17 protein-coding genes are annotated in these 18,939 nt (G+C 45.5%); 9 read left to right on the top strand and 8 right to left on the bottom strand.

All coding sequences use genetic code 11. The features are described from left to right. Positions 1-22: 22 nt before the first annotated feature. Both pgm and seqA read right to left on the bottom strand, forming a co-directional pair. Entirely contained in the window at positions 23-1,675 is a 1,653-nt protein-coding gene (gene pgm, locus L5M11_RS09675) for a phosphoglucomutase (alpha-D-glucose-1,6-bisphosphate-dependent) (RefSeq protein ID WP_263185599.1), read from the bottom strand. 73 nt (positions 1,676-1,748) lie between these two features. Beyond that, complete coding sequence (seqA, locus tag L5M11_RS09670; protein ID WP_105252468.1) at positions 1,749-2,291, bottom strand: replication initiation negative regulator SeqA; 543 nt, start codon at positions 2,289-2,291, stop codon at positions 1,749-1,751. Between the two features lie 298 nt (positions 2,292-2,589). On the opposite strand from seqA, the gene L5M11_RS09665 reads away from it, so the two are divergent. From L5M11_RS09665 to efp, 6 genes are all read left to right on the top strand, one after another. Next, a complete protein-coding gene (locus tag L5M11_RS09665; RefSeq protein ID WP_263145683.1) occupies positions 2,590-3,366 on the top strand; it encodes an alpha/beta fold hydrolase in 777 nt (258 codons plus the stop codon). A gap of 101 nt (positions 3,367-3,467) precedes the next feature. After that, positions 3,468-3,689 (top strand): DUF2788 domain-containing protein, encoded by a 222-nt coding sequence (locus L5M11_RS09660; protein WP_006081578.1) that lies wholly within the window; start codon positions 3,468-3,470, stop codon positions 3,687-3,689. 10 nt (positions 3,690-3,699) lie between these two features. Beyond that, the gene (gene ybfE / locus L5M11_RS09655; RefSeq protein ID WP_006081577.1) at positions 3,700-3,972 is read left to right on the top strand and encodes a LexA regulated protein; all 273 of its coding nucleotides are present in this window, start codon (positions 3,700-3,702) and stop codon (positions 3,970-3,972) included. A 54-nt stretch (positions 3,973-4,026) separates the two neighbouring features. Then, positions 4,027-4,554, top strand: coding sequence for a flavodoxin FldA (gene fldA / locus L5M11_RS09650; RefSeq protein ID WP_006081576.1), 528 nt, complete (start codon positions 4,027-4,029; stop codon positions 4,552-4,554). 112 nt (positions 4,555-4,666) lie between these two features. Then, entirely contained in the window at positions 4,667-5,848 is a 1,182-nt protein-coding gene (gene earP / locus L5M11_RS09645; protein ID WP_263191990.1) for an elongation factor P maturation arginine rhamnosyltransferase EarP, read from the top strand. A 45-nt stretch (positions 5,849-5,893) separates the two neighbouring features. Beyond that, entirely contained in the window at positions 5,894-6,454 is a 561-nt protein-coding gene (efp, locus tag L5M11_RS09640; RefSeq protein WP_105252465.1) for an elongation factor P, read from the top strand. Positions 6,455-6,600: 146 nt separating this feature from the next. Here efp and L5M11_RS09635 read toward each other — a convergent pair whose 3' ends face one another. Beyond that, positions 6,601-7,935, bottom strand: coding sequence for a glutamine synthetase family protein (locus L5M11_RS09635; RefSeq protein ID WP_317629870.1), 1,335 nt, complete (start codon positions 7,933-7,935; stop codon positions 6,601-6,603). Between the two features lie 296 nt (positions 7,936-8,231). Beyond that, entirely contained in the window at positions 8,232-9,614 is a 1,383-nt protein-coding gene (locus L5M11_RS09630; RefSeq protein ID WP_028759992.1) for a Na+/H+ antiporter NhaC family protein, read from the bottom strand. Between the two features lie 753 nt (positions 9,615-10,367). Here L5M11_RS09630 and L5M11_RS09625 point away from each other — a divergent pair. From L5M11_RS09625 to L5M11_RS09615, 3 genes are all read left to right on the top strand, one after another. Next, a complete protein-coding gene (locus L5M11_RS09625; protein ID WP_263191988.1) occupies positions 10,368-11,582 on the top strand; it encodes a pyridoxal phosphate-dependent aminotransferase in 1,215 nt (404 codons plus the stop codon). Positions 11,583-11,794: 212 nt separating this feature from the next. Then, positions 11,795-12,382, top strand: a complete 588-nt coding sequence (gene yfbR, locus L5M11_RS09620) for a 5'-deoxynucleotidase (RefSeq protein ID WP_168825242.1) — start codon at positions 11,795-11,797, stop codon at positions 12,380-12,382. A 25-nt stretch (positions 12,383-12,407) separates the two neighbouring features. After that, positions 12,408-13,757 (top strand): anti-phage deoxyguanosine triphosphatase, encoded by a 1,350-nt coding sequence (locus L5M11_RS09615; protein WP_105252461.1) that lies wholly within the window; start codon positions 12,408-12,410, stop codon positions 13,755-13,757. Positions 13,758-13,944: 187 nt separating this feature from the next. Here L5M11_RS09615 and L5M11_RS09610 read toward each other — a convergent pair whose 3' ends face one another. Genes L5M11_RS09610 through zwf form a run of 4 tightly spaced genes read right to left on the bottom strand, consistent with a single transcriptional unit; the run spans position 13,945 to position 18,638 of the window. Beyond that, complete coding sequence (locus L5M11_RS09610) at positions 13,945-14,586, bottom strand: bifunctional 4-hydroxy-2-oxoglutarate aldolase/2-dehydro-3-deoxy-phosphogluconate aldolase (protein ID WP_028759995.1); 642 nt, start codon at positions 14,584-14,586, stop codon at positions 13,945-13,947. Between the two features lie 20 nt (positions 14,587-14,606). Beyond that, positions 14,607-16,433, bottom strand: coding sequence for a phosphogluconate dehydratase (gene edd / locus L5M11_RS09605; protein WP_028759996.1), 1,827 nt, complete (start codon positions 16,431-16,433; stop codon positions 14,607-14,609). Positions 16,434-16,457: 24 nt separating this feature from the next. After that, positions 16,458-17,156 carry a 6-phosphogluconolactonase gene (gene pgl / locus L5M11_RS09600; protein WP_263191986.1) on the bottom strand — a complete coding sequence of 233 codons (699 nt, stop codon included), beginning with the start codon at positions 17,154-17,156 and terminating at the stop codon, positions 16,458-16,460. Positions 17,157-17,165: 9 nt separating this feature from the next. Continuing rightward, positions 17,166-18,638: a glucose-6-phosphate dehydrogenase gene (gene zwf / locus L5M11_RS09595; protein WP_028759998.1), complete on the bottom strand. Its 1,473-nt coding sequence runs from the start codon at positions 18,636-18,638 to the stop codon at positions 17,166-17,168. Between the last annotated feature and the right edge of the window lie 301 nt (positions 18,639-18,939).

Raw genomic sequence — 18,939 nt, 5'->3', positions numbered from 1 at the left:
GTTAGCTAAACCTACTACTGCATTAAGCGTTTAGCGCCTTATCAATTAATGCCTGCGCATCTTTGATGATCTCAGCCAAATGCTGCTCACTGATAAAACTTTCGCCGTAGATTTTAAATAACGCTTCAGTGCCCGATGGACGCGCCGCAAACCACCCATTAGCTGTGGTAACTTTGATGCCGCCAATCGCCGCATTATTGCCTGGCGCATGGGTTAACACGTTTTCGATTGTCTCACCTGCAAGCACAGTGGCATTTAAAGTATCGGCATTGAGCAAAGCAAACTTGGCTTTGTTTTCAAGGCTGATTGGGCTATCGATACGCTTATAGAAACTTTGGCCAAATTGTTTTACTAGCTCTTGATGGCGTTGACCTGGGGTTTTCCCTGTCACCGCAAGAATTTCTGCGGCAAGTAACCCTAAAATGAAGCCGTCTTTATCTGTGCACCATGTACTGCCATCACGACGTAAAAATGCCGCGCCAGCACTCTCTTCACCGCCAAAGGCGATTGTGGCTTCGGCTAAACCGTCGACAAACCACTTAAAGCCCACTGGCACTTCGAGTAACTTTTTGCCGTGGAAAGCACAGATTTTATCGATAAGCGCACTCGATACTAAGGTTTTACCTATGGCTAAGGTATCGCTCCAATCTGGTCTGTGTGTCAGTAAATAATCGATAGCGACCGCAAGATAATGATTCGGATCCATCAAACCCGTACCAGGGCAAACGATGCCGTGACGGTCATAGTCGGGATCATTACCAAGGCATAAATCAAAGGATTCTTTATGGGCGAGTAACCCGGCCATCGCGTAGGGAGATGAGCAATCCATGCGGATTTTGCCGTCTTTATCCAGCGGCATAAAGCTAAAGCTTGGGTCAACTTTATCATTAACTAACGTGATATCGAGCCCATAACGCGCGGCAATCGGTGCCCAATAGAAAATCCCTGAACCACCGAGCGGGTCAACGCCGATGCGCAGCTTAGCGTTGGCAATCGCCTGCATGTCGATAACATTCTCTAAATCAGCCACATAGGGTGTAATCAAGTCAATGGCTTGCACATAACCCGAAGTCAGCGCATCGGCATAGGCTGATTTTTGCACGCCAACTAATGCTTGGCGCAGGTAATCATTGGCCCGCGATTCAATCCAAGCCGTGATATTACCTTCGGCCGGTCCACCATGGGGTGGATTGTACTTGATGCCACCGTCCTGAGGCGGATTGTGGGAAGGCGTAATGATCAAACCATCGGACAATGCAGCACCCGTAATATTGGCTTCGCGATTGGCGCAAATCACCCCATGGGAAACCACTGGCGTAGGTGTAAATCCGTCGTTCTGTTGGATTTTCACTGTGACTTTATTTGCCGCCAGCACTTCAATTGCCGACAAATAGGCCGCATAGGATAACGCATGGGTGTCAATCCCAAGGATCAGCGGCCCATCGATATTTGCCGATTGACGGTAGTCCACTACAGCTTGGGTAATCGCCCAAATGTGTTGTTGGTTAAAACTGCCATTGAAGGCGCAGCCTCTGTGCCCAGAAGTGCCAAAGGTGACGCGTTGTTGTACGTCATCCATATTTGGCGTGATGCTGTAATAATGGCTCATCAGTTTTGGAATATTGACCAGATCCGTCTGATTAGCGATTTGTCCTGCCCTTTGATGTATTGCCACCGATGGCTCTCCTGCACTCAATTACAATTAGAAAAAGTAGAAAAATGTCGTACTAACTTGGCTCATCCGCGGATTAAACGCGCTCGGCGATACCCGCTGCTACTGTCGCATCACAACCAAATTGCACTAAAACTTCCGATAAAATAGTGCGTTTCTTGGCGGTATTGTTGTTACTCGTTACCCAGAAACCACTTGTACCAATTTCTTTTGGGTTAGCCGAAGCACTCGCTTCGAGCAGTTGCTCCTTAGAGCGAGCAAAATACAAACGATCGCGCCCTTGGATCTGCAAAATTTGTGAGAATTGCTCTGGGGCTAATTGATACAAACTTTCGAGCAAAAACAGAAAACGACCTACTGCGCCTTTTTGCTGCGATAACTGATGTTCATCGACTAAGCGACTAAAATCATTCACTGCTGGCACTGTTTGCGCCGCGACGGGCTGAATAGGTTCAGCTTCAAGGCTCGGTTGGCTAATCGCCAAAGGCTGAGGTTGTTCGACCGCATCGACGGACAGGCCGAGTAATCGACGAAGAATGTCAGAGGCGCTCTCACCAATTCGTTCTGTTTTGCTGGCAATATGACGATAGAGCTCTTCATCTACTTCGATATATTTCATAACCTTAATTATCCTTTGTTATTCAACAGGCTTAACCGAAAAAAGTGTACCACAGCGATCGGGGCAGATCATTGCGATCTGTTACCAGTGTATCTATCTCTATCAATCTGATAAAGCGCCATTATTCTAAAAGTGCGGGAAATAGCACAGCAAACTAGCAGTTAATCGACAATTGCCGAAAAAGCACACAAGTTACTGGCCGCCCCCACTATAGAAATAGCAACTGACTTGTCAAGCCAACGGCATTAAGGGCACAATTCGCGTCACGCTAAGCTAAAAATCTCCAACAGGAATCACCATGAACTTTGTTTCTACAGGCCAAGGACCCGCAGTGCTCTTGATCCACGGCTTGTTCGGTAATCTAGATAACCTCAAAGGTCTAGGGCAAGTATTAGAAAATCAGTATCAAGTTATTCGTGTCGATGTGCCCAATCATGGTTTAAGTGAGCATTGGGATCAAATGGACTACCCTCGCCTCGCCACTGCAATGATCAGCTTGCTCGACGAACTGGCTATTGAACGCGCCCATATTGTGGGTCACTCCATGGGGGGTAAAATCGCCATGGCGACGGCGTTAGCCTTTCCTGAGCGCATTATCAGTATGGTGGCAGCCGATATCGCCCCCGTCGCCTATGAGCCAAGACACGACACAGTGTTTGCGGCATTAGAAAGCCTGCCCTTAGAAGGCCATACCGACAGACGCTTTGCCCTAAACCACTTAATTGACAATGGTATTGACGAAGCAACGGCACAATTTTTACTCAAAAATCTACAACGCACTGATACTGGTTTTCGTTGGAAAATGAACTTAAGTGGCCTAAAGGCTTGTTATCCTAATATTATTGGCTGGCAAAATCAGACGCCAAATCCAGTACAAAGCTATGCTGGACCAAGTCTGTTTATTCGCGGCGGCGACTCAAATTATGTCACTAGCGAGCACAGAAGCGCTATCATGGCGCAATTCCCCGCGGCACAGGCAAAAACACTTGAAGGATGTGGTCATTGGTTGCATGCACAAAAACCCGTCATTTTTAACCGGATCGTGTCTGAATTTATTGACAAACATTCAATGTAAATCAGCAGCAAACTCGACCGAAAGCATATGGCAGCCGCCATCTTGTTGTGATATATTCGCGCCTCTTTTGGCCTTAGAACACTCTCAAGGACTAAGAAAGTATGTTATCTCAGTACATGGAACAAATTGAAACCATCGGCCTGAACCTGTTTTTTGCCTCGATATTTTTCTTTATCGGCATGGCCATCCACGATGTGCTTAAACAAGGTAACGTGCCAAAATTTGGTCGATTTATTGTTTGGTTAGTGTTATTTCTCGGCTGCGCCGGGTTTATTGTAAAAGGTATTATCCAGATCACTTGGGAAGGCTCAGGGATCGGTTAACAATAAGAACATGGCAAAAGAAGCGACAGACAGAACCACCATTGACCTTTTTGCCAATGAAAAGCGCCGGGGCCGCCCAAGAAGTAATCCTTTGTCCCGTAGCCAACAGCTTAAGGTCAACAAACGCAATCAAATCCAGCGCGATAAAGCCAACGGATTAAAGCGAATAGAGTTAAAGGTGTCACAAGATTTGTATGACGCCTTGAATGAGCAGGCATTGGCCAGTAACATCAGCCGTAGCCAGTTAATCGAATTAATTCTTCAGCAACAAGTTGAGTGCTGAACGAATACCAGCAAGATTAACCTAATAAGTGAACTAGACATTAAAGGATAGACAATGGCAACTGTAGGTCTTTTTTTCGGTAGCGACACAGGTAACACCGAAGCTGTAGCCAAGATGATCCAGAAAAAACTGGGTAAAAAAATGGTTGAGGTGAAAGATATCGCCAAAAGTACCAAAGAACAGATTGCAGAGTATGACTTGCTGCTGTTCGGCATCCCGACCTGGTATTACGGTGAAGCGCAATGTGACTGGGATGATTTCTTCCCTGAATTAGAGCAAATTGATTTTACTGACAAACTTGTCGCAATTTTTGGTTGTGGTGATCAAGAAGACTACGCTGAGTACTTCCTTGATGCTATGGGCATGGTTGGCGATATTGTTCAGGCCCGTGGTGGCATCATCATCGGCCATTGGCCAACTGCAAGCTACAATTTTGAAGCCTCTAAAGGTCAAGTCGATGACGACCACTTTATTGGTTTAGGTATCGATGAAGATCGCCAACCAGAGCTGACTGAAGAACGTGTTGATGCTTGGGTTAAGCAAATTTACGAAGAAATGTGTTTAGCTGAATTAGAAGATTAATTCTGTTAACCATTTGATTAAAGCGGCTTAACGCCGCTTTTTTTATGCATATATTTCTGACTTGTTGCGACTATCTACTTGTTGTAACTAAGAATAACGACATACCACACTCATGACCAACACACCCCGCTCCAATCACTGGGATATTTTTTGCACCGTCGTTGATAACTACGGCGATATTGGCGTCACTTGGCGTTTAGCCAAACAAATAGCCAATGAGTATCAGATCCCCGTTAATTTGTGGGTCGACGACCTCGCAAGCTTCTCCCATATTTTACCGACACTCGAACCACTAAAAGCCACTCAAACCTTCAATGGTGTGAATATTCTTCATTGGAAAGAGCCTTTGCCTGTAGCGTTTGTCGCAGGAACTGTGCTCATCGAAGCCTTTGCCTGTGAACTCCCCGAACAGGTAAAAGCGCAGCTGGCTTATTTACATCAGAATGCCCCAAAATCTGTACCTGTTTGGCTGAATTTAGAATATTTAAGCGCAGAGGATTGGGTTGAAGGCTGCCATGGTTTGCCATCGTTACAAGCCAATGGTTTGAAGAAATATTTCTACTTTCCCGGTTTTAGCGCCAAAACCGCTGGACTCATTTGCGAGCAAAAGTTGTTTACCGAGCGTGATGCTTGGCAAGCTGATACTGCCAATAAATTGCAGCTTTTTACTGATCTAGGTCTTAAGGACATTCAGGCACAAGACACTGTTATTAGCGTTTTTAGCTATGAGACCGAGGCGCTACCTGCATTATGTGAGTTATGGCAGCAATCGGCAGAAAAAATCCATGCGCTGATCCCCAAGGGGCGTAGCTTAAACAGTCTGACGCATCTACTACCCTGTGAAATTGCCGCTCTAGTGCCGGGTCAACAGATAAATCATGGTAATTTAACCCTGCACATTTTACCTATGACTGACCAACAGGGGTTTGATCGCCTGCTCTGGAGCTGTGATTTTAATATCGTGCGCGGTGAAGATTCCTTTTTACGTGCCCAATGGGCCGCAAAACCCTTCATTTGGCACATTTATCCCCAAGAAGATGATTATCACCTCGTAAAATTAGAAGCTTTTCTCAAACTTTACTGCGATAATCTGCCACCTAAAATTGCTTGTTATTGGTCTGAATTGAATCTCGCGTTCAACCAAGCACAGCAATCAGCCGTGAGCCTTCACTGGCAAAACCTTAATCCTGTTAATTTGCCCTTGTTGCATCACCATGCTAAACAATGGCCAATTAATGCATTAAATGCTGCAGATCTCGCTACTCGACTAGTTCAGTTCGTTAAAAACAGCTAAGATACTGCGCGAAAACAGAAAAATCTAAATATAGGAAATAGTGTAATGAAAACTGCTCATGAAATCCGTCCTGGTAACGTGATCATGTTAGATGGCAGCCCATGGGTTGTGCAGAAAACTGAAACAACTCGTTCTGGCCGTAACGCTGCTATCGTTAAGTTAAAGTTGAAAAACTTACTGCTTAACTCTGGTACTGAAACGACTTTCAAAGGTGAAGATAAGTTAGAAGACATCATCTTAGATCGTCTTGACTGCACATATTCTTACTTTGCAGATCCTATGTTTGTATTCATGGATGCAGAATACAACCAATACGACGTAGAAGCTGAAAACCTAGGTGATGCAGCGGCTTATATCGTTGACGGTATGGAAGAAACTTGCCAAGTGACTTTCTATGATGGCAAAGCTATCTCTGTTGAAATGCCAACCACTATCGTACGTGAAGTGATCTACACTGAGCCTTCAGCTCGTGGTGATACTTCAGGTAAAGTGATGAAGCCAGCGACTATCACTGGCGGTGGCACAGTGAGTGTTGCTGACTTCGTGAAAGTAGGCGACAAAATTGAAATCGACACTCGTACTGGTGAATTCAAGAAGCGCGTTTAATCGCCCTTCTCGTTTCCAGACGAAGAAAAGCCAGTGCTTGCACTGGCTTTTTTGTCGCTATTTTTTAGTCACTCATTTTTAAGACTCTTGAGTCATTGAAGGGGTTAAAACTTTTATAAGTAATAATTCCCTTATTCATAAAAGCGTTAGCATTGCGGCCCTAAGAAACGTCGCTCCCAAGCCCCTATCTCACTCAAATAACTTTGGAATTCAATTTCCTTCACCGATACAAAGCCAGTGACAAAATCGTCCCCGAGTAAGCGTCGTGCCGAATCACTTTGGCGCATTTGCGTTAACGCAGCTAAAAATGTCTGCGCGAGGTCATGGCTGCTCTCATAAGCGCTCCCAGTTTCTGGTGCACTTGGCGATAATTTTTCTTCCATTCCGGCAAGGCCCGCTGCCAAAGATGCGGCAATCATCAGGTACGGATTAGCATCGGCGCCCGCAATGCGATTCTCTACCCGTCTCGCCACCGGAGCACTCAATGGCACACGTAAGCCAGTGGTGCGATTATCAACGCCCCAACTTAAATTAATCGGCGCTTGACTGCCGGAAATGTAACGTCTAAATGAATTGATATTGGGTGCGAATAACAACATTAAATCAGGTAGATACTTTTGTAATCCGCCGATGTAGTGGTGAAAACGGTCAGTGTCGCTACCATCTGCATGGCTGAAAATATTATGACCTTTCTCATCGACGACACTTTGATGTAAATGCATAGAACTGCCGGGTTGACCCGCTATGGGTTTTGCCATAAAAATCGCATTCAAACCATGTTTTATGGCGATTTCTTTCGCGGCATATTTGAACATAAAGGCTTGATCTGCAAGAGCCAACGGATCACCATGCACTAAGTTAATTTCATATTGTGATAGCCCCATTTCATGGATCCAAGTATCACCTTTAATCCCAATCGCATCGATGGCGGCATTAAACTCATCCCAAAATGGTGCGAGTTCATTGAGCATATTCATGCTAAACGCGGATTGACCATTTTCAACTCGGCCACTTTTTGAAATGGGCGCCTGATACGGAACACTCGGATCGGTATTCGCCTCCGTAAGATAAAATTCAATCTCGGGTGCCACCACAGGGGTTAACCCCAAGGCTTGGTAACGAGCCAGCACATTTTTTAACATAGAGCGCGGCGCAAATGGACATAAATTACCATCCAGTAATACGCAGTCATGGATGGCAAATGCGCGCGGCACTGTGCTCCATGGGATCATCTTGAGGGTGCTGTAATCGGGGACGAGTAAAAGATCAGGATCAGCATCAGGGAAAACAGGATCGTAGGAATACTCACCGGTAATCGCTTGCATCGAAATAGCTTGGGCAATACGTAATTCAGCACCCTGAGCAAAACTTCGGGCTGGCATAAGCTTTCCCCTTGGATAGCCTGAAATATCAGGGAATAAACACTCGACATCACGTATTATGCCGTGCTCGAAAAACGCAGTAAGAAGAGTTGAGTCCATTTGATTCGTTTGCCACTAATGTTGAAAATAATGCCCTGAAGGATGCAAAGTATAATCAGGCTTTGATTTGAAAAGCTACATGGCGACGATGAAATATGTAAAATATAAATGACAATTTCGTAAAATATAATTTGACATCAGTTGAAAATCTTCATTTAACAGTGTAATCCTGTTTATCCTAGTTCAAGCCTCATCACTCTTTACTCACCTTTTACTCACTCTAGCCGCCTAACCCAATGACGGCAGACATAAAAAAACCAGCCGTAGCTGGTTTCTTATATTAATCGTGACAGAAGTTATGCAATCACAATAAAGCCGATAAATGCTATTACCGCTGCGATAAGTGCATAAGGTAACTGAGTCACAGCATGGCTCACTAAGTTACAACCTGAGCCTTGGGCGGCCAATACGGTTGAATCTGAGTAAAAGCACGCTTGGCTACCAAATGATGATGCGGACAATAAGGCCCCAATGACTAATGGGATGTCCGCCCCAACCGCTTGCGCTAATGGCATCACGATAGGAATCGTCACGGCAAATATACCCCAGCTCGAACCTGTGGCAAATGCGAGTATAGCCATAGATAAGAACACTACCGCAGGCAGCAATTTAGGTGTCATAAATGGGCTTAATGATTCAATGACATACTGCGGCAGTAATAACTGATCGCACACATCCTTAAACACAAACGCCGCAATTACAGTGCTAATGGCCGGTAGCATGCTTTTAAAGCCATCGATCATTTGGTCCATCATCTCTGAAAATGGCATCAAACGCTGCACTGCATAATAAGGAATCGTGATAACTAAGGTCGCCAGCAAGCCTTTCCACACGTCGATATCAAAGTACACGGTAAAGGCAACTAACAAACCAATAGGCACTAAAAAGTTATGCAGTTTGCCCTGATTATCGGCGTGCTTAAATTCCTCTTCTATGGCTTTAACCGCATATTCATCCGAAGTTTGCACTTGGTCGAAATCCACTTGCGCTTCAGCGGGTTCACCTTGGGCAGCGCGCAGCTGCGCAGCCTTCATTGGACCAATAGCGGGCACAATACCTAATGCGACAAGTAGCACCATAGCCACAGCTAACCAAGCATAAAGCATGTAAGGAATGGCTTGCATATAAACTGCAATGCCTTGACCTTCGGCTGCCACACCGTTATCCACCAGTAATCCACCAAAAAATACCGCCCAAGTTGATAATGGCACTAACACGCACACGGGCGCGGCGGTGGAGTCCACGACATAGGCGAGCATTTCACGGGACACTTTAAATTTATCCGTTACACGCTTCATGGTTTCACCCACGGTCAACGCATTGAGATAGTCATCGATAAAAATCACGATCCCAAGGATAAAAGTCATTAATAGGGAAGATTTAGGTCCTTTCGCCAATTTAAGTGCATTGCGGCCAAACGCTAATGCGCCGCCAGTTCGTACTAAAAGTGCGATGAGCGCACCAAAACCACCACACACCAGAATCAACCAACCTATGGTTTCATCGGCCATAACCTTCAATGACACACTAGCAAAATTGTTTAAGACTTGACTGGGATCGAGTAACAGGAAACCGGTTACCGCACCTATGATCAAAGATAAAATAGGACGGCGTAACCAAATAGCTAACACCAATACCACCAAAGGTGGAATGAGACTTAACGCTGTCGGTTCAGACATGCACTTAGGTCCTCTAAATAAATCGCCTAAAAGGCAAATGGTTTTAGAATAACGCCTGAAATCAACACGATTCAGAACGTCAACACAGCTGCTTCATGATGACTAACCCTGAAGATAAAACCCGCGAATTGCTTGCTATCTAAGGTGCCTTGCCAAAAACATCGCGCAGAAAATAAAGCGCATCGAATATTGAGTCAACTATAAATTTAACTTGATAGAAAATAAATTTAATTCCCGTGAGACAATTTTACATAACCGCATAATCTAAAAGACTTTTAACGCCATTGTAACTTAAACATTTATGATCTTCTTAGCTTAATAAGCATTCAATAAATATGCCTAATTATCACAAGATAAAATGCCGCTTGCATAAGTTTATCTTATCAAAAATCTATGATTAAAAATCAACCATTAAGTATCAGCTAAAATACATTTTCTTCTGTCACGATTAATATGGCTAATATAGAGAAATTAAATATTGGTCAGCTAATGAAAACGCATTTTCATCTGTCGAAATGAAAAAACATAAACAAGATTCCCTACCAACCCAATAGATAAACAATCTCAAAATCATACCAATATCAGAATATAAAACTTGTGCAGATTTCTTTAATCGACTGTTAAAGCATATTTAACTGAGGGATATTTATAAAAAAAGCGCAATTCTGTGCTTATCCCCCCTTTCATCTGCAATGAAATTTCGTTATGGTGCGCTAACTTAAGCCAAAACTTTATGCATGTTCCGAGGTGTAAATGCGCCCTATCATCAAATCCAACAAGCTGGATACCGTTTGCTATGACATCCGCGGCCCAGTGCACAAGGAAGCCAGACGTTTAGAAGACGAGGGGCATCGAATCCTCAAACTCAACATTGGTAATCCGGCCCCCTTCGGTTTCGAAGCGCCTGAAGAAATTGTGCGCGATGTGATCCTCAATTTACCCAGTGCCCAAGGCTACTGCGAGTCAAAAGGATTATTCTCTGCCCGTAAGGCCATAGTGCAGCATTACCAAGCCCAAGGGATTTTTGGTGTCGATATCGAAGATATCTATATAGGTAACGGCGTTTCAGAACTCATTATGATGGCAATGCAAGGCCTGCTAAATACCGATGATGAGATCTTAATCCCCTCACCAGACTATCCCCTGTGGACAGCAGCGGCGAATCTCGCGGGCGGCAAGGCTGTGCATTATCGCTGCGATGAAGAAGCGGGCTGGTTCCCCGATCTCAATGACATTAAAAGTAAAATTTCATCACGTACTCGCGGCATAGTGCTGATTAACCCGAACAATCCAACCGGAGCGGTATACAGCAGAGAATTACTGCTGCAAGTGGTTGAACTGTGTCGTCAACATGATCTGATCCTTTTTGCCGATGAAATTTACGATAAAATTTTATACGACGAAGCCAAGCATATTCCTGCTGCGGGTCTATCAGATGATATTTTAACTGTTACTTTTAACGGTTTATCAAAGGCTTATCGTGCAGCAGGATTTCGTGTTGGTTGGATGATGTTATCTGGCAATCTTAAGGCAGCTAAAAGTTACATCGAAGGCTTAGAAATGCTGTCCTCGATGCGCCTCTGTGCAAACGTGCCCAATCAACATGCGATTCAAACCGCGCTCGGCGGTTATCAGAGTATTAACGAGCTTATTTTGCCTAATGGCCGCCTCACAGTTCAAAGGGATGCCTGTTATGAATTACTTAACCAAATTCCAGGTGTGAGCGTTAAAAAACCCAAGGGCGCACTCTATGCCTTCCCTAAACTGGATATGAAGAAATTCAACCTAAGGGATGATGAGCGTTTAGTGCTGGATTTACTCAGAGAAAAGAAAATCCTGTTAGTCCATGGCAGCGCCTTTAACTGGCCTGAGCCTGACCATTTGCGAGTGGTTTTCTTGCCCTATAAAGAAGATCTGAAAAAAGCATTTACCGAGTTTGGCGCCTTCCTCGAAAACTATCGGCAGTAAGTTTATCCTCAGTTAACAGTTTGAGTCATAAAGCGATCCTAGTGGTCGCTTTATTTTTAGCTATTTCTTTAAATCCTCCACGCTCATGCTCACGTGTCATCCAAGGCTGTGATAATCTAAGACTTCACTAGCGTCAATACTGCCTATTCACTCGTATCATGTCTTCCATTGCAGCTTGTCGCCTACCGATTTCACTCTTTAGCAGGAAAACTATGAGTCACTTATTTGCGCATTTAGCTCGCATGAAACTTATCCAACGCTGGCCTTTGATGTACAACGTTCGCACTGAAAATGTTCAAGAACACTCGCTGCAAGTTGCCATGGTGGCCCATGCACTGGTGATCATCAGTAATAAGAAATTCGGCACGACGCTCGATCCCCATCAAGCCACGAGTCTGGCGATTTTTCACGATGCCAGTGAAATTCTCACGGGTGACTTACCGACGCCGGTGAAATACTTCAATAAAGAAATTGAAGCCGAGTATAAAAAGATTGAGGCGATTGCCGAGCAGCGCATGTTAGATATGGTACCTGAGGAATTTAAAGAGGATTATCGCAGTCTGTTCATCAGCGATTACGCCGATCCCGTTTACAAGACCATAGTGAAATCGGCTGACACTCTGTGTGCCTATCTTAAATGCCTTGAAGAAAACCGTGCTGGCAACAGTGAATTCAATACCGCCCGTAAGCGTCTCGAAGACATGCTGTCGACGAATCCTGATCCCTCAGTACAGTATTTTATGAGCTGCTTTGTACCCAGTTTCACTTTGAATTTAGACGAAATTAACAAGATGCTTTGATTTTCCACTCTCGCTAGGAATGCATATGACTTCAAGTGTTTGGCAAGAACGCCGTCATGGTGAAGATAAACAACGGCGTAACGATCACCGCAGCCCTTACCAAAGAGACAGGGCGCGTATTCTCCACTCGGCCGCCTTTCGCCGCCTACAGGCTAAGACACAAGTGCTAGGCGTTGGCATGAATGACTTCTATCGCACCCGATTAACCCACTCACTCGAAGTCTCGCAAATTGGCACTGGCATAGCCGCGCAGCTCAGACGCAAATATCCACAACATAAGCAGCTGCTTTGCTCTATGAGCTTATTAGAGTCCTTATGTTTAGCCCACGATATTGGTCATCCTCCCTTCGGCCATGGCGGCGAAGTCGCATTGAATTACATGATGCGCGACCACGGCGGTTTTGAAGGTAACGGCCAAACCTTTCGTATTTTATCGAAACTTGAGCCTTACACATTAGATTTCGGGATGAACTTATGTCGGCGTACCATGCTCGGGATTTTAAAATACCCAGCGCCGCACTCGAAGCTATTTGTCGCGGGTGAACATAATGAAATCACCAACCACAGACAGTTAAAACCGTCACAATGGCCGCCGGTTAAGGGCATTTTCGACGATGATAACGACATCTTCGCTTGGGTGCTTGAGCCTTTGTCTGAGGCGGATAGCCGTCGTTTTACATCAACTCAGCAAGGTTCACACCCCGCCCTGCACCACTATCCGCATTTGCGAACCCAGTTTAAATCTTTCGATTGCTCGATTATGGAACTTGCAGATGATATCGCCTATGCGGTGCACGATCTCGAAGATGCGATTGTGATGGGCATAGTCACAGCGTCCCAGTGGCATCAAGATGTGGCGCCGACACTGACCAACAGCAGTGATGCGTGGATAAAACAAGAGCTGGCAGATATTGGCAACAAGCTGTTTTCACATGAGCATCACCTACGTAAAGATGCCATAGGCACACTCGTTAATGGCTTTGTCACCGCTATTGTTATCTCAGAAGATGACGTGTTCGAAGAGCCATTATTGCGCTTTAATGCGACGTTAGAGCCGGAGTTTGCCATTGCGCTCAATGTACTTAAGCAACTGGTTTATAAATACGTTATTCGTAAACCCGAGATCCAAATGCTCGAATATAAGGGCCAGCAGATTGTGATGGGATTATTCGAAGCCTTCGCTTCCGATCCCGAGCGTTTACTGCCACTGAACACCCAAGAGCGCTGGCGTGAAAGTGAGCAACAAGGTTTAAACAGTCACAGAGTGTTGGCGGACTATATTTCGGGGATGACAGATGAGTTTGCAGGCAGACTGTATCAACAGCTATTTAGCCCCAAAGCGGGCTCGAATGTGGAGCTGAGTAAGGAAATGTAGGCAAGTAATCATTTCGCAGCCCGACTTTCTATAAATCCAGACAGTTTGTAAATGCTCGTGTTACTGTAAAAAACAGACTTTCTACAGAGTCAGCTATCGCAGCCGTTCTTTATCAAAATGCGAAAGATAAAAGACAAAAAACCACCTCGCGGTGGTTTTTTTATTTTGTCACTATTTCAAGCTCGATTTATAAAGCGCCGATGGCATCTTTACAAAGTTGAGTGATACGATCCCAATCGCCGTGTTCCATTGCATCCGTTGGCGCAATCCAACTACCACCAATACAATCGACGTTTTTCAACGCTAAATAATCTTTATAGCTGCTTGGCGTAATGCCACCTGTTGGGCAGAAGCGAATGTCCGCTAGCGGACCCGAGAAGGCTTTAAGAGCATCGACACCACCCGAGGCTTCGGCTGGGAAGAATTTAAAGTGGGTGTAACCGAGCGCCATCCCCGTCATCACTTCTGAAATGCTCGCAACCCCTGGAATTAAAGGGATTGGACCATGCATACCCGCTTTGAGCAGTTCAACCGTCGCGCCTGGGGTAATAATAAACTGCGCACCCGCGGCAATCGCAAGATCAAGCTGAGCTTCGTTTAAGATAGTCCCTGCGCCGACTAAGGCCTCAGGCACTTCTTTGGCGATTTTAGTGATAGCTTCGAGTGCACAAGGCGTACGCAAAGTCACTTCTAACACGCTAATGCCGCCGGCAACCAGTGCTCGCGCTAATGGCACCGCATGTTCAATCTTGTTAATCACCATAACAGGAACAATAGGGCTGCGTTTAAAAATATCTTGTGGCTGTAGTGACCAGTTATTCTCAAGCATTGCGTTATTCTTCCTTTGTATTAATAAAGTTCATCGATGGCATTAGTACAACGCGCACCAGTTTCTGGACTACTTAGATTTGAACGTAGCGCACTAAATAACTCGCGGCCCATGCCATAACGTGAGCGATGTAAATCCACTATTCCCGCGGCTCTGGTGGCAAGTTCAGCTTCAGAGACAAGCAGGCTCAGTTCGCCTGTTAACGCATCGACACGGATCAAGTCGCCATCTTGGACTTTGGCAATTAAACCGCCATCTAAGGCTTCTGGCGTTAAATGAATGGCCGCAGGGACTTTACCCGACGCGCCAGACATACGACCGTCGGTCAGCAGCGCGACTTTAAAGCCTTTGTCCTGAAGCGTTCCCAATAATGGGGTTAACTTGTGTAATTCTGGCATACCGTTGGCTTTCGGGCCTTGACCTTTAACCACCACAACACAATCTCTATCCAGAGCACCGGCTTGGAACAAGGCATCGAGTTTGTTTTGATCGTCAATCACCACTGCGGGCGCTTCAACGACACGATGTTGTTCTTGTACTGCTGACACTTTGATCACAGCGCGGCCTAAGTTACCTTTGAGTAATTTTAAGCCACCGTTGCCTTGGAAAGGTGATGCGACTGACGTTAACACTTCAGTATCTAAGCTAGTCGTTGGACCATCGACCCAGCGCAGTTCACCGTCGAGCAGCCTTGGCTCTTGGGTATAACGGCGTAAACCAAAGCCCGCAACGGTATTTACATCTTCATGCAATAGACCCGCATCGAGCAATTCTTTGATTAAGTACGCCATGCCACCGGCTGCATGGAAATGATTAATATCGGCGTGACCGTTTGGATACACGCGCGCCACTAGTGGTACAGCATCGGATAATTCAGAAAAATCATCCCAGTTCACAATAATACCGGCAGCACGAGCCGCGGCGACTATGTGCATCGTCAAGTTAGTTGAACCGCCTGTCGCTAATAGCGCGACTATGCCGTTAACCACAGATTTTTCGCTGACCACTTCACCGATTGGGGTATATTGGGTGCCCATTTCGGTTAAACGACACACTTGCTTAGCTGCCATCTTATTTAATGCTTCGCGCAGTGGATCATCAGGATTCACAAATGACGAGCCAGGTAACTGCAGGCCCATCACTTCAAGCATCAACTGATTCGAGTTTGCCGTGCCGTAGAAAGTACAGGTTCCTGCACTGTGGTAAGACTGAGCTTCAGCTTCTAATAGCTGCGCGCGGTCTACTTTACCTTGAGCAAATTGTTGACGAATACGGGCTTTTTCTTTGTTCGGGATACCTGATTTCATCGGCCCTGCCGGCACGAATAACATAGGTAAGTGACCAAAACTTAAGGCGCCGATAAGTAAACCTGGAACGATTTTATCGCAAATGCCGAGCAGTAAAGCGCCATCGAACATGTTGTGAGACAAACCCACAGCCGTTGCCATCGCAATCACTTCACGACTCAGTAAGCTCAATTCCATACCAGGTTGACCTTGAGTCACACCATCACACATGGCCGGAACACCGCCCGCCACTTGTGCAACACTGCCGACTTCCTGACAGGCTTTTTTAAGCAATTCAGGATAGCTTTCATAGGGTTGGTGCGCAGATAACATATCGTTAAATGCCGTCACTATGCCGATGTTCGCCTTATTCAATTGACGCAATGCATTTTTGTCGTCTGGATTACAGGCGGCAAAACCATGGGCTAAGTTGCCACAGCTCAATGAGCTACGGTGTACACCATGGTTACGGGCATCATTCAATGCGGCGAGATAACCTTCACGTGACGCTTTGCTACGGGCAATAATTCTGTCGGTAACAGCTTGAACTACTGAGTGTATTTCTACTGAGTGCATAGTGACTCCTTAAGCGCTCCAGAACACATCAACGGGCGTTTTACGCTGCGCTAATACGGCTCTGATAGGCATAGCATGGACATCATCACTTTCTAACGCTTGACGATATACGGATAATTTCTGTTCCCCGACCAAGTGCAGATAAATTTGTCTGCTGTTCAGAATCGCACTCTTAGAGAGCGTAATTCTACCATGGGGCGCTGTGGTGGGGTTCGTCGCCACACACAGGGCTTGGGTTGTGAGCGCATGTTCAAGCTCAGCACTGCAGGGAAACCAAGAGCAGGTATGACCATCGTTACCCATGCCTAACACCACCACATCAAAAGGACGTGGGAAGTTAGACAAGGACTCGGCGGCCATATCGGCGCCCGCTTCTGCGGTCGAAAACATGTTTTTTAAACCGCGGAATTTGGCATTCGCCGCACGGTTTTGTAATAAATGTTCACGCACGAGACGCTCATTAGAAGCATCGGCGTCGGCTTCAACCCAGCGCTCATCGGCAAGCGTGATATAAACATCACTCCAATCGATGGATTTCATGCTCAATAGTTGAAATAACTTAAGCGGCGTCGAACCACCGGAAACCACTAAGCTGGCTTTTCCGCGGGCATCGACGGCTTCCTGCAACTGGCTCGCAATCTTGCTGGCCAATTGCTGTTCTAACGCACTTGGCGTATCGAAAGATTTGAATACGGTTTCTTTAATCATCAAAGTCTCCTACTCGTCCCACGAACGGCCATCTTTGGTAATCAAAGCAACTGACGCAACTGGACCCCAAGTACCCGCAGGATAAGGTTTTGGTTTTTCGTTGCTTTGTTCCCACGATTGGATAATGCCATCCACCCAAGTCCATGCCTGCTCGACTTCGTCGCGGCGCACGAACAGCGCTTGATTACCGAGCATAGCTTCGAGTAATAGACGCTCATAGGCATCGGCGATACGTTCATTTTTAAAGGTATCAGAGAAGCTCAAATCGAGTTTAGTGGTTTGTAGACGTTGTTTTTGCTCCAAACCTGGCACTTTGTTCATCATCTGGATTTCAACCCCTTCATGGGGCTGCAGACGGATCGTCAGCTTGTTCGGTGGCAGATTACGGTAGCTTGAGCGATATAAGTTATGCGGTGGGTTTTTGAAATACACCACAATTTCAGAGCTCTTAAACGGCATACGTTTACCGCTACGTAAATAGAAAGGCACGCCCGCCCAACGCCAGTTGTCGATATCCACACGAATCGCCACGAAGGTTTCAGTGTGTGATTGAAGGTTAGCGCCTTCCTCTTCTAAATAACCCGGTACTGGGCTGCCCTTTAAGAAGCCTGCGCTGTACTGACCGCGAACGGTATTTTCATACACATTGTCTGAATTAATCGGACGCAGTGATTTAAGCACTTTAACTTTTTCATCACGGATGCTGTCAGCGTCTAAGTTAACGGGTGGGTCCATAGCAACGAGCGTTAACACTTGCAGCAAATGGTTCTGGATCATGTCACGCATTTGACCCGCTTTGTCGAAGTAACCCCAACGGCCTTCGATGCCCACTTCTTCTGCGACTGTGATCTGGACGTGGTCAATCGTACGGTTGTCCCACTTAGAGGCAAATAAAGAGTTAGCAAAACGCAGTGCAATCAAGTTCTGTACGGTTTCTTTACCTAAGTAATGGTCGATACGGTAAACCTGACGTTCTTTGAAGTAAGCGGAAACTTGGTCATTGATAACGCGAGAAGAGTCTAAATCTGAGCCGATGGGCTTTTCGAGCACCACGCGTGAATCTGGGTGGATAAGATCTTGTTCATGCAAACAACGGCAAATGTCGCCGAATATTGCAGGTGGCGTAGCAAAGTAACTGACCATAACGCGCTCTTCTGGTTTGAGCAGATCATGGAAGGCACTGTAGCCCGCTGAATCGGTAAAGTTAGTGCCTATATAGTGGCAGCGGGACAGGAAACGTTGGAGAGTCTCTTCGCACAAAGGCTCTTTAACGAAGGTGTTTAATGCAAGCGTGACTAATTCGATAAACTCATCTTGAGTAAACTCGTCTTTCGCGACACCGATCACTTTCGTATCTTTATCGAGAAGTTCAGCTTTATCTAGCTGGTATAAAGAAGGTAACAACTTGCGTCGTGCCAAATCGCCTTTAGTACCAAAGAGTACGAAGTCACAAGCTTTGGCGCCTGATGTTGTTTTGCCCATTGCGTTACGATCTCCTTTGTATGTCGTGTCCCTTCATGTCGATGAAGAAATCCACACTTTTGTTGTAATATAACAACAGAATTTGTTAAATGCATCTATTTTTATAAATATTAACATTCTTGCTAACTAGTCACTTGCTGCATAAATCTGATATGCTTTTTGTGCTTAAATTACTGAAGGTAGTAAAGTCTTATTTCAAAATTGTACTGAAAAGTTACTACATAGAGTCTATTAGTGGGCTGCCAGTCTTGATCTGCGCCCACGAAATAAAAATAAATAAAATTACATTCTCAATTTAGCG

The sequence above is a fragment of the Shewanella sp. SM87 genome (assembly GCF_025653705.1).
Lineage (GTDB): Bacteria > Pseudomonadota > Gammaproteobacteria > Enterobacterales > Shewanellaceae > Shewanella > Shewanella oncorhynchi.
This window is presented reverse-complemented; position numbering and strand designations above follow the sequence as displayed.

What these genes read in the sequence shown, in the direction of transcription:
- seqA (WP_105252468.1), bottom strand. Translation starts at nt 2,291, where the DNA reads ATGAAATATATCGAAGTAGATGAAGAGCTCTATCGTCATATTGCCAGC.
- L5M11_RS09665 (WP_263145683.1), top strand. Translation starts at nt 2,590, where the DNA reads ATGAACTTTGTTTCTACAGGCCAAGGACCCGCAGTGCTCTTGATCCAC.
- L5M11_RS09660 (WP_006081578.1), top strand. Translation starts at nt 3,468, where the DNA reads ATGTTATCTCAGTACATGGAACAAATTGAAACCATCGGCCTGAACCTG.
- ybfE (WP_006081577.1), top strand. Translation starts at nt 3,700, where the DNA reads ATGGCAAAAGAAGCGACAGACAGAACCACCATTGACCTTTTTGCCAAT.
- fldA (WP_006081576.1), top strand. Translation starts at nt 4,027, where the DNA reads ATGGCAACTGTAGGTCTTTTTTTCGGTAGCGACACAGGTAACACCGAA.
- earP (WP_263191990.1), top strand. Translation starts at nt 4,667, where the DNA reads ATGACCAACACACCCCGCTCCAATCACTGGGATATTTTTTGCACCGTC.
- efp (WP_105252465.1), top strand. Translation starts at nt 5,894, where the DNA reads ATGAAAACTGCTCATGAAATCCGTCCTGGTAACGTGATCATGTTAGAT.
- L5M11_RS09635 (WP_317629870.1), bottom strand. Translation starts at nt 7,935, where the DNA reads ATGGACTCAACTCTTCTTACTGCGTTTTTCGAGCACGGCATAATACGT.
- L5M11_RS09630 (WP_028759992.1), bottom strand. Translation starts at nt 9,614, where the DNA reads ATGTCTGAACCGACAGCGTTAAGTCTCATTCCACCTTTGGTGGTATTG.
- L5M11_RS09625 (WP_263191988.1), top strand. Translation starts at nt 10,368, where the DNA reads ATGCGCCCTATCATCAAATCCAACAAGCTGGATACCGTTTGCTATGAC.
- yfbR (WP_168825242.1), top strand. Translation starts at nt 11,795, where the DNA reads ATGAGTCACTTATTTGCGCATTTAGCTCGCATGAAACTTATCCAACGC.
- L5M11_RS09615 (WP_105252461.1), top strand. Translation starts at nt 12,408, where the DNA reads ATGACTTCAAGTGTTTGGCAAGAACGCCGTCATGGTGAAGATAAACAA.
- L5M11_RS09610 (WP_028759995.1), bottom strand. Translation starts at nt 14,586, where the DNA reads ATGCTTGAGAATAACTGGTCACTACAGCCACAAGATATTTTTAAACGC.
- pgl (WP_263191986.1), bottom strand. Translation starts at nt 17,156, where the DNA reads ATGATTAAAGAAACCGTATTCAAATCTTTCGATACGCCAAGTGCGTTA.
- zwf (WP_028759998.1), bottom strand. Translation starts at nt 18,638, where the DNA reads ATGGGCAAAACAACATCAGGCGCCAAAGCTTGTGACTTCGTACTCTTT.